This window comes from Brevundimonas sp. (assembly GCF_051860745.1).
In the GTDB taxonomy this organism is placed as follows: Bacteria; Pseudomonadota; Alphaproteobacteria; order Caulobacterales; family Caulobacteraceae; genus Brevundimonas.
Window position 1 is genome coordinate 296,626 of record NZ_JBHYDN010000003.1, and the last position, 9,097, is coordinate 305,722.

The window sequence follows — 9,097 nt, forward strand, 5'->3', positions numbered from 1 at the left end:
ACAACAATTCACCCCCTCTCATTGGTTTCAAGGATTGCAGTCGCCGCATGATCCGGGATCCGCGGTCGCGGTCAGAACCGAACTCTCCTGCTGATGACCGCAGCCGACACAGGTCAGAACCTCGGCGCGGATCTTGACCGTCGGCCCGCCGCAGTCCGCGCAGGGCAGGCCCGGTAATCGCTCCGTGACGACGTATCCAGGCCGACCACAGGCCGGGCAGGCGCTCCAGGACCGGCGGACCAGATCCACCGTGGCGCGTCGGATCGCCTGCATCCTGCGGGGATTGCGATGGGCTCGCATGTCGGTTTCGACCAGAGCGGCCCCTGTCAGGCCGATGACCTGGGCGATCGCCTCATCGAGCGCGTCCCATCCGTCGATCGCCTTGAAGAGCGCGACCTGCGGCGCCGGCGCCCCATCGAGGCCGGCCGTGACGATCAGGCCGTGGGCAGGGAAACCGATCCGTTCGCCAAAGGCGCGTCCGGCCTCGACCGTATCGACGACCGCGTGCGCGAAATTCGTTCTGATATCTGCGAACTGGCCGACCAGTTCGAGTCCGGACCGCCGGTCGATAAGAACGACGATTTCGCGCCCCACGGGGAGATAAGGAATGTACGGGTGGGGCCCGAAACTACCCTCGCTGGCCAGGCCGAACCGCGCTCCCGGGTCCAGGCGGAACCCGGCGGCGATCTTTGCGCGGGCGGCCTCCAACGGGGATCCCCGTCGCTCCACCTCACGGCTGAATGTTCCAAACGCGTCGGTATCGAGACCATCGGGCACCTGAACCTCCAGACCCAGGAATCGCGTCGTGATCGGCGCGATAGCCCGTTCCTTGCCATGCATCGTGGCCAGGACGGCCGGTTGATGAGGCCAGGGCGGTCCGCCTTGCCAAAGCTCCGGGCCGCCAGGCCCAAGGTCGCACGCGGCGCCGGGAGCCGACGCCGCGTCTTTGGAAGACTGAAGGCGATGTCGCGGCACGGCCCCCGGCTCAGTGGGCCGGCGCTGAAGCCGGCTCGGGCATCATCGAGGAGTGCAGATGATCGATCTTCCAGTCGCCGTCCTCGAAGCGATAGAGGAACGAGTAGCGGGCGTTCACGTCTCGTGCGGCTCCGGTGACCGGGTCCGTCAGGGTCACGGTCCAGGTCCCCACCCGCGACGCCGTGCGGCAGTCGATCTCAGTGGTGCTGGTGTGGATCCGCGCGACCGGCCGGTTTTTCAGGAAGGCGACGAAATAGTCGCGGACGCCTGCGGGTGTCGTGCGGGGCTGATTGGAAACCGTCGGCAGCAGGACCGGATCGGCGCTGAACAGGGCCGTCACCACGTCTGGATCGAGCGTCGCCCACGCTTCCGAAAAGCGGCCGAACTGCCGATCGATGTCGGCCGTTGTCGCGTGCGGGCAGGCCCCGGAGTGCTGGGCCCACGCGCTTGCCATGGCGGCGGGCGCTGCGGCTGACAGAAGGCCGGCGAAGGCCAGGATTTGCAGTGTTTTCATGGTCGTCTTCCTCTGATGAGCCGGCCGTCCAAGGGCGGCGGGTTGGAGAATGGCAGGCGGCGTCGCGCGCGGCGGACACCGGGGAACAGGTGATCACTCATCGCCAGAGCCAGGTCGTCGCGGCGGTGTAGAGGGCGATGCCGATAGTGAGGTTGAAGGGAAAGGTGATGGCCAGGGATGCGGTGACGAACACGCCGGCGTCGGCCTTCGGGGCCGCCAGCCGCATGGCTGCGGGCACGGCGATGTAGGAGGCGGACCCGGCGAGGATGGTCAGCAGGGCGGCGTTCCCGACCTCGAGGCCCGCCAGCCGCGACAAGCCCAGGGCGATGCTGGCCGAAAGCAGCGGAAAGGCGATGGCGAACGCGACCACGCCGGCGCTCAGCTTGCGCCCGCCCTCCAGCAGGCGGCGCGCCGCGATCAGGCCGATGTCGAGCAGGAAGAAGCAAAGGGCGCCCTGGAACAGGGGTCCCACGAAGATCTCCAGCCGCGCCATGCCGGCTTGGCCGGAGACCAGCCCGACGACGAAACTGCCCAGCAGCATGACCGTGGCCGCGCCGACGAACACTTCCTTGAGGATGGTCCGGCGTCGCCCCGGTTGGCCGCGCCCCGCGCCGTTAAGCAGCAACAGGGCCGTGAGGATGGCCGGCGTCTCCATGAGCGCCAGTACGGCCGCCATATAGCCGCCGGAGGTCAGGCCGACCGCAGCCAGATGCTGCTGACCGGCGGCGAAGGTGACGACCGACACCGAGCCGTAGGTCGCCGCGAGCGCGCAGATCGTAGGACGATCCAGGCGCGGTATCCGTTTCAGGATGACGAAGGCCAGCAATGGCATCAGGGCGCTCAGCGCGACGCCGATGGCGCCGGCGACGAGGAAGTCGCCGTTCAGGCCAGCGTCCCGGGCCTCGACCCCGCCCTTGAAGCCGATCGCGAGCATCAGATAGAGGGACAGCGCCTTGGACACCGGTTCGGGGATCGCCAGGTCCGAGCGGGCGAACGCGGCCGCCGCGCCGATGAAGAAGAACAGGATCGCCGGGGAGGTCAGGAGCGCCAAGCTGGCGGAGAGATCGGGCATGCGACAATGGATCCTTGAAGGTCGCCCCGTGTGACCTCGACCCCGTCCTCGATCCAGTTTATTGCCGTGATGACGCTTATAACGGATGTTAATGACGTGGCGGATCGGCTGGTGAACTTGGATATCGACCTGCTCCGCGCCTTCGTCACCGTGGTCGAGACGGGCAGCTTTACGCGGGCGGCGGCCTTGCTGGGGCGGACCCAGCCGGCGGTCAGCCTGCAGATCCGCCGCCTCGAGGACCAACTGCGTTCGCCGGTTTTCGATCGCGGCGGCAAGGGCATGGGCCTGACCACGGAGGGGGCCGGGCTGCTGCCCCAAGCCCGCAGGCTGTTGCGGCTCAACGATGAGATTGTCTCGACCCTGGGGGAGGGCGATCTCGCCGGCGAGGTCCGCTTCGGGGCGCCCGAGGACATCGCCACCATGCATCTTCCGGGCATTCTGGGCGCCTTCGCGCGCAGCCACCCCCGCATCAAGCTGTCGGTGACGTGCGACTACACAGCCAATCTGCTCGATCAGATGTCGCGCGGCTTGCTCGATCTCGCCCTGATCAAGCGGGAACCCGTCGGGCCCGAGCTCGGCGTCCGCGTCTGGAGCGAGCCGCTGGTCTGGGTGGCGCTGGACGCCTCGATCCTGGAGTTGTCGCCTCTCCCCCTGATCGTCGCGCCGTCTCCCGACATCTATCGCAAGCGGGCCTTGAGCGCTCTTGAGGAGGCGGGCCTCGCCTTCCGCGCTTCGTTCACCTCGCCCAGTCTCTCCGGGCAGATGGCGGCGCTTCGCGCCGGTCTCGGGGTCGGCGTCCTGCCCGCCGCCATGGCGCCGCGAGATCTCGCCGTACTCGGCGACCCATTGCCGCCGCTCAGCGACAGCGAAATCGCCCTGGTTTCCGCGCGCGGCATGGGCGGACCCGCGGGGCTGTTGGCGCAGGAGGTCTTGCGCACATTGGAGCGCGGGCCAGCCCACTCATGACGAAAGCTTATAAGGCCCATCATCAGTTCTGATTGGCGTTATAGCGCTGTCTCGGCTTATCTAACCGTGCGGCCCGGGCCCCTCTGACGATCATGGTGATTGTGATGTCGGACCGCATCGGGTGCGCTCGATGACGGGGTCCGGCTGCTTCTCCCTCATCGAACCGATGGCCTCGTCGCCGAGCGCTCCCCCGCTGAGAAGGAGAGGCTCATGACTATTGTGTTGGCGCGTCGGCTCAGAGGGCATCACGCTCTGCTGGAAATGGCGCTGAAGGACGAGCGGTCGCGGGCCAGACCCGACGATCGCACCCTCGCGGGCATCAAGAAAAAGAAGCTGGCCATCAAGGACCGGCTGTCCGTGTTCGACAGCGCCTCGGTGCGGTCGACAGCCCACTGACGCCGCCCCGGGGTCGGCGGTTTCCCCTTCCGCCGACCCCGACCTTCCTCCCGACAACAGCGCAGGTCTTTCGGCGCAGAAATGAGCAGCATGCCCAGATCGGACCGAACAGCGCGCAGACGCGCGCCCATCCAGCCCGACGATGTATGGACGGCCGGCGACGTGGTCCAGATGGACGCCGTCGTCGCCGCGTGCGCGCTGGTGGCCCAGGCCGATGGCTGGGTCACTCCGCAGGAACGCAAGCGCATGATCGAGCGGATGCGGGAATCCGCGAGCATCCGCTTCTTCGGACCTCACGAGGTGATCGTGGGTTTCGAGGCCATGACCATGCGGTTCGACCGCGACCTGGACGACGGGGAGGCGACAGCCGAGGCCGCGATCGCGCAGCTTCGTGGGCAGCCTGGCGCGTCCCGTCTTCTGATCGAGACCGCCTGCTCCGTTGCCGAAGCCGATGGCGGCTTCGACGCCGAGGAGCGCGCCGCCCTGCTGCGGATGTGCGAGTTGCTCGACGTCGATCCGGCGCAATACGACCTCGTCCCCGGCGATGGAGGGCGACGATGAGGATCGGCCCGTCTCCCGCTCCGGTCGCCTACGCCCGGGCGGTTCAGCTCTCGCAGGCGACCTGCCGGGTCGCCGCCCATCGCAGCAGTCCGACGGACCGGCCCGTTGCGCCGTCCGACGCCGTGACCGGCGACACGCACATTCGCCGCCCCAGCCGGCACACCTTTGACATCCGCGTCTGATCGCGGCAGCCACGCGGAACCCTGTTTTATGGATTTTCTGACCTACGACGTCCTGACCAAACCGGTCTGGATGTGGGCGACGTTTCTGACACTCGTCCTTGTACTGCTCGTTCTGGACCTGGGCGTCCTGCACAAGAAGCACCGCGAGATCGGCGTGCGCGAGAGCCTGCTGATGTCCCTTGGGTATCTGACCTTGGGCGTCGGTTTCGGGGGCTGGGTCTGGTACAGCCTCGGCCAGCAGTCCGGCATCGAATACCTGACCGGCTTCGTGGTCGAGAAGTCGCTGGCGATGGACAACGTCTTCGTCATCGCCATGATCTTCAGCTATTTCGCCATCCCGCAGAAGTATCAGCACCGGGTGTTGTTCTGGGGCATCTTGGGCGTCATCGTCCTGCGCGCCATCATGATCGGCGCGGGCGCCGCGCTGGTCTCCGAGTTCGGCTGGCTGCTGTACATCTTCGCCGCCTTCCTGATCCTGACCGGGATCAAGATGATCGCCATGAGCGGCCAGTCCCACGAGATCGGCGACAACCCCCTGCTGCGTCTGCTGCGGCGGCGGCTGCGCGTCACCGACGAGCTCCACGGCGAGCGCTTCTTCGTCAAGCTGCCCGATCCCAAGACCGGGCGGCTGGCGACCTTCGTCACGCCGGTGTTCCTGGCCCTGATCATGATCGAGATCGCCGACGTCATCTTCGCGGTGGACTCGGTGCCGGCGATCTTCGCCATCACCACCGATCCCTACATCGTCTACACATCCAACATCTTCGCGATCCTGGGACTGCGGGCGCTCTATTTCGCCCTCGCCGCCATCATCCACCGCTTCGCCTATCTGAAGCAGGCCCTGGCCATCCTGTTGATCTTCATCGGCTCCAAGATCTTCGTCGCCGACCTCCTTGGATGGGAAAAGTTCCCGGCCGCCATCTCCCTGGGCGTCACCTTCGCCATCCTGGCGGCGGGCGTCTTCTGGTCGCTGTGGCGGACGCGTTCCATCAAGAGCGACACGGCCGCGCCATGACGATCCCCCCGGACGATCCGCTGATGGCGGGCTATCGCCGTTTCCGCGCGACGGTCTGGCCCGCCGAGGCGCAGCGCTACGCCCAACTCGCCCGAAGGCGTCAGCGACCCACGACAGCCGTGATCGCCTGCTCGGATTCCCGGATCGATCCGGCAACCATCTTCGACGCCGAGCCCGGCGACCTGTTCGTCATCCGCAATGTGGCGGGCCTGGTTCCGGAATATGCGCCAGACGGGGGCTGCCACGGCACCAGCGCCGCCCTGGAGTTCGCGGTCAAGATTCTCAAGGTCCGACGGATTGTCGTGCTCGGACACGCCGTGTGCGACGGCGTCCACGCGATGATCCACGGCCCGCTTCGCAACGCCCAGGACTTCCTCGGCCCGTGGATGGACATCGCCGAGCCGGTGATGTGGCCCATGCCCGAGCAGGGCGCGGGAGAGGTTTTCGAAGCGGCGATCGAGGACGCGGTGCTCCGGCACTCGCTGGCCAATTTGCGGACCTTCCCCTGGATAAGGGACGCCGAAAAGGCCGGTCATCTGTCGCTCTCGGTCTGGCGCTTCAACATCGCAACCGGCGAACTGGACGCCCTCTAACCGATCTATTGGCGGCGGTTATCGCCCACATCAGCACAACTCATTGGCCTTCGAACGACGAGGGCGTCAGTCTGCCTGTGCGGCCCGGGCCCCTCTGACGATCATGGTGATCGTGATGTCGGACCGCATCGGGTGCGCTCGATGTCGGGGTCCAGTCCTTCCAGTATCCCCAGGTCCCGGCCAGGAGCGCACCCCTTCAAGGAGGAGAAGCGCGATGGCGACCCGTTCACAACGCAAGATCCGGCGGTACAGCACCATCCTGGCGCTGGGGTTGATGACGGCCCTTTCATCGCTGGTACGGGTCCTGCGCTCAGCCCGTTTAAGGTCCCGCGCCCGTTGAAGGTTTGGCGCATCGTTTCACCCATGGCATCCACCCGGAGACACCCTGATGAACGAGTTCGACACCACGGTGCGCGAGCGTCGGGCCGTCCGCCCCGACATGGCGGTCGATGCCGGCCTGCGGGCCTTCATGCTCGGCGTCTACAACAAGATGGGCCTTGGCCTCGTGGTCTCCGCTGGCCTTGCCTGGGCGACCGCCTCGGTGGCGCCGGTTCGCGACGCCCTGTTCGTTGTCGCCGACGGTCGCCTGACCGGCTATACGCCGCTCGGTCTGATCCTGGCCTTCGCGCCGCTGGCGGTCCTGCTCGGCTCGGCCTTCCTGGTCCGCAACGCCTCGCCTCGCATGGCCAGTCTGCTCTACTGGTCGGTGGTGGCCCTGATCGGAGCCTCGTTCGGGGCGCTGGCCTTGCGCTACACCGGTCAGAGCCTGGCCTCGACCTTCCTGATCGCCGCCGCCGCCTTCGGCGCGCTCAGCCTCTACGGCTATACCACCAGACGCGACCTCAGCGGGCTGGGCACTTTCCTGATCATGGGGGTGATCGGCCTTCTGATCGCCAGTGTGGTCAACCTGTTCCTGCAGTCCTCAATGCTGATGCTGGCCATCAGCAGCATCGGCGTCCTGATCTTCGCCGGGCTGACAGCCCACGACACCCAGCGGCTGAAACTGACCTACCACCAGCTCGGCGGCGATAAAGCCGCCATGGGCTCGGCGACCAGCTTCGGGGCGCTCAGCCTGTATCTGGATTTCGTCAACCTGTTCCAGTTCCTGCTGGTCCTGTTCGGCCAGCGTCGCTGACCGCTCTCATCTTAATCGGAGATCGACATGCCCCTTCTGCTCTGTCCCAACGACAACGCCTCGATGACCACCGTCAATCGAAGCGGCGTCGAGTTCGACATGTGCCCGACCTGCCGGGGCGTCTGGCTTGATCGCGGCGAACTGGAGAAATTGATCGAAGCCGGAGGCGGCCAAGGTGGTGCATCACCTGCATCGGCCGCCTACGGAATGCCGTCACTAGGACGGGACTACGGTCGTGATCGGGACGACGACTACAATCGAGACGGCGGCTATCGGAAGAAAAAGCGCCGCGACATTTTCGATATTTTCGACTGAACGGATCTCGCTCGTGGGAAACCAGGATAGGGATCTTGGCCATCCAGAGGATGGGAACGAAGGAACAACCCGGAACGGCTCCTGTGCCAGACGGATTGATGGACTAACGGCGCGCTTGGGACACTCCCGTGGTCATCCGGCCGCGAGTCCATACTCAAGCCTTGCAGATGCTCGTCGAATCTGTGCGGCCCCTCGTCTCTGCGCCGCGGCCCGGCAACGGTTGTTCAACGCTCCTTCGCCGGTTTGGGGCGGTCAATCGCGGACTGTCTTCCCTTCGCAGTCGACGGAAAAAAGTCGAAGCGTCCCAAGCCTGGCGTGAATGCGGAAGCAGTCAGGGTATTTCACCAATAGTGATGGGATCATGTCGAGAACCTCTTTGGCGCCCATCAGCGCCACGGATTGTCTGGCGACCGAGTCTCCCTCATTAAAGACATCCAGGGTGTAGTGAGGCATCGTCTGCATCCAAACCCGTGTGAGGCATCGAGCGCAGTCGATGCGGTCCGACATCACGATCACAGTGATCGCTAGAGGAGTCAGGGCCTAGGCAATGAACACGGGTATCGAGCCTGACCAATGAGTTCTGGTCATGCTCGTGATAAACTTCAGAAATAGCACAACGCTGGATGGTCGTGAGTTTAGCCCTCACAACTTGGAACTTCCAGACCGGCAGTGACACGTATCCAGGGGAAGGTCCTCAGATTCCCCCGGTCGGAAAACGGCGTCCTCGATCGGCCACCTCGAACGCTTTGCTGGTCCGGCTCGAGCACCGGCCGCCTCGCCGGCTCGGCGATGTCCACCTTCGGCGCCGGGCAATCAGCGGCGTTGTCGCAACGAACTAGGGATTTCTGCAGGGAGCGGGGAGGGGCCGGATCCTCGCCGACAGAATGTGTACGCCATTTTTGCGTACGTCTGCGGTTCGTTGTTGCTTTGGACCGTGTACCCGAAGCGGTACAGCAACTAGCGAAGCTGAAAGACCTCAACCGGCGCTTTTCGTCCTAACTGGGCCTCCCATCAGCAGGGCCGCGGCAAGGCTGGCTCCCGCATGTGCGGGACAGCCTGCGATCTCGGCCCGTACGCTCTTGAAAGATTTGCTGGGCTCTGTCAGAACCCGCCACCCAACGGCCCTGAGGATTGGGCGCGGGAGCCAGATTAGAGACAGGCTATCCGCAACCGGAGCTCTAAGTTGTTGATTTCGCGGGTATAGTACAATGGTAGTACAGCAGCCTTCCAAGCTGAATATGTCGGTTCGATTCCGTCTACCCGCTCCAGAATTCTCAAGCTGACCAACGCCCCCTTCCGGGCCACAGGAGTTTTGGCCATGGCCAAGGAAAAGTTCGAACGTAACAAGCCGCACTGCAACATCGGCACGATTG

Annotated in this window: 12 protein-coding genes and 1 tRNA gene; 9 read left to right on the top strand and 4 right to left on the bottom strand. The window is 65.3% G+C overall.

Going from position 1 to position 9,097, the window contains the following annotated elements; genetic code table 11:
* Positions 1-27: 27 nt before the first annotated feature.
* From ACTIEW_RS05900 to ACTIEW_RS05910, 3 genes are all read right to left on the bottom strand, one after another.
* Positions 28-840 carry a DUF6671 family protein gene (locus ACTIEW_RS05900; protein ID WP_439476977.1) on the bottom strand — a complete coding sequence of 271 codons (813 nt, stop codon included), beginning with the start codon at positions 838-840 and terminating at the stop codon, positions 28-30.
* 145 nt (positions 841-985) lie between these two features.
* The gene (locus tag ACTIEW_RS05905; RefSeq protein WP_439476978.1) at positions 986-1,489 is read right to left on the bottom strand and encodes an SgcJ/EcaC family oxidoreductase; all 504 of its coding nucleotides are present in this window, start codon (positions 1,487-1,489) and stop codon (positions 986-988) included.
* Between the two features lie 97 nt (positions 1,490-1,586).
* Positions 1,587-2,561: a sodium-dependent bicarbonate transport family permease gene (locus ACTIEW_RS05910; RefSeq protein WP_439476979.1), complete on the bottom strand. Its 975-nt coding sequence runs from the start codon at positions 2,559-2,561 to the stop codon at positions 1,587-1,589.
* A 111-nt stretch (positions 2,562-2,672) separates the two neighbouring features.
* On the opposite strand from ACTIEW_RS05910, the gene ACTIEW_RS05915 reads away from it, so the two are divergent.
* From ACTIEW_RS05915 to ACTIEW_RS05950, 8 genes are all read left to right on the top strand, one after another.
* Positions 2,673-3,527 (top strand): LysR substrate-binding domain-containing protein, encoded by an 855-nt coding sequence (locus ACTIEW_RS05915; protein ID WP_439476980.1) that lies wholly within the window; start codon positions 2,673-2,675, stop codon positions 3,525-3,527.
* Positions 3,528-3,737: 210 nt separating this feature from the next.
* Positions 3,738-3,923, top strand: a complete 186-nt coding sequence (locus ACTIEW_RS05920) for a DUF465 domain-containing protein (RefSeq protein ID WP_439476981.1) — start codon at positions 3,738-3,740, stop codon at positions 3,921-3,923.
* A 171-nt stretch (positions 3,924-4,094) separates the two neighbouring features.
* Complete coding sequence (locus ACTIEW_RS05925; protein ID WP_439476982.1) at positions 4,095-4,484, top strand: tellurite resistance TerB family protein; 390 nt, start codon at positions 4,095-4,097, stop codon at positions 4,482-4,484.
* A complete protein-coding gene (locus tag ACTIEW_RS05930) occupies positions 4,481-4,666 on the top strand; it encodes a hypothetical protein (protein WP_439476983.1) in 186 nt (61 codons plus the stop codon). The genes ACTIEW_RS05925 and ACTIEW_RS05930 overlap by 4 nt, the downstream gene beginning before the upstream one ends.
* 28 nt (positions 4,667-4,694) lie before the next feature.
* A complete protein-coding gene (locus tag ACTIEW_RS05935) occupies positions 4,695-5,681 on the top strand; it encodes a TerC family protein (protein WP_439476984.1) in 987 nt (328 codons plus the stop codon).
* On the top strand, positions 5,678-6,274 hold the full coding sequence (locus tag ACTIEW_RS05940; protein ID WP_439476985.1) for a carbonic anhydrase: 597 nt from the start codon (positions 5,678-5,680) through the stop codon (positions 6,272-6,274). Before ACTIEW_RS05935 ends, ACTIEW_RS05940 begins: the two co-directional genes overlap by 4 nt.
* Before the next feature lie 388 nt (positions 6,275-6,662).
* On the top strand, positions 6,663-7,409 hold the full coding sequence (locus ACTIEW_RS05945) for a Bax inhibitor-1/YccA family protein (RefSeq protein ID WP_439476986.1): 747 nt from the start codon (positions 6,663-6,665) through the stop codon (positions 7,407-7,409).
* A 27-nt stretch (positions 7,410-7,436) separates the two neighbouring features.
* Complete coding sequence (locus ACTIEW_RS05950) at positions 7,437-7,724, top strand: zf-TFIIB domain-containing protein (RefSeq protein ID WP_439476987.1); 288 nt, start codon at positions 7,437-7,439, stop codon at positions 7,722-7,724.
* 252 nt (positions 7,725-7,976) lie between these two features.
* Here ACTIEW_RS05950 and ACTIEW_RS05955 read toward each other — a convergent pair whose 3' ends face one another.
* Entirely contained in the window at positions 7,977-8,177 is a 201-nt protein-coding gene (locus ACTIEW_RS05955; protein ID WP_439476988.1) for a hypothetical protein, read from the bottom strand.
* Between the two features lie 741 nt (positions 8,178-8,918).
* Here ACTIEW_RS05955 and ACTIEW_RS05960 point away from each other — a divergent pair.
* Positions 8,919-8,992 (top strand) — tRNA-Gly (locus tag ACTIEW_RS05960).
* Positions 8,993-9,097 lie beyond the last annotated feature (105 nt).

Coding starts and splice junctions, on each gene's coding strand:
- ACTIEW_RS05920 (WP_439476981.1), top strand. CDS start 3,738: ATGACTATTGTGTTGGCGCGTCGGCTCAGAGGGCATCACGCTCTGCTG.
- ACTIEW_RS05955 (WP_439476988.1), bottom strand. CDS start 8,177: ATGCCTCACTACACCCTGGATGTCTTTAATGAGGGAGACTCGGTCGCC.
- ACTIEW_RS05925 (WP_439476982.1), top strand. CDS start 4,095: ATGGACGCCGTCGTCGCCGCGTGCGCGCTGGTGGCCCAGGCCGATGGC.
- ACTIEW_RS05910 (WP_439476979.1), bottom strand. CDS start 2,561: ATGCCCGATCTCTCCGCCAGCTTGGCGCTCCTGACCTCCCCGGCGATC.
- ACTIEW_RS05930 (WP_439476983.1), top strand. CDS start 4,481: ATGAGGATCGGCCCGTCTCCCGCTCCGGTCGCCTACGCCCGGGCGGTT.
- ACTIEW_RS05950 (WP_439476987.1), top strand. CDS start 7,437: ATGCCCCTTCTGCTCTGTCCCAACGACAACGCCTCGATGACCACCGTC.
- ACTIEW_RS05935 (WP_439476984.1), top strand. CDS start 4,695: ATGGATTTTCTGACCTACGACGTCCTGACCAAACCGGTCTGGATGTGG.
- ACTIEW_RS05940 (WP_439476985.1), top strand. CDS start 5,678: ATGACGATCCCCCCGGACGATCCGCTGATGGCGGGCTATCGCCGTTTC.
- ACTIEW_RS05900 (WP_439476977.1), bottom strand. CDS start 840: ATGCATGGCAAGGAACGGGCTATCGCGCCGATCACGACGCGATTCCTG.
- ACTIEW_RS05945 (WP_439476986.1), top strand. CDS start 6,663: ATGAACGAGTTCGACACCACGGTGCGCGAGCGTCGGGCCGTCCGCCCC.
- ACTIEW_RS05905 (WP_439476978.1), bottom strand. CDS start 1,489: ATGAAAACACTGCAAATCCTGGCCTTCGCCGGCCTTCTGTCAGCCGCA.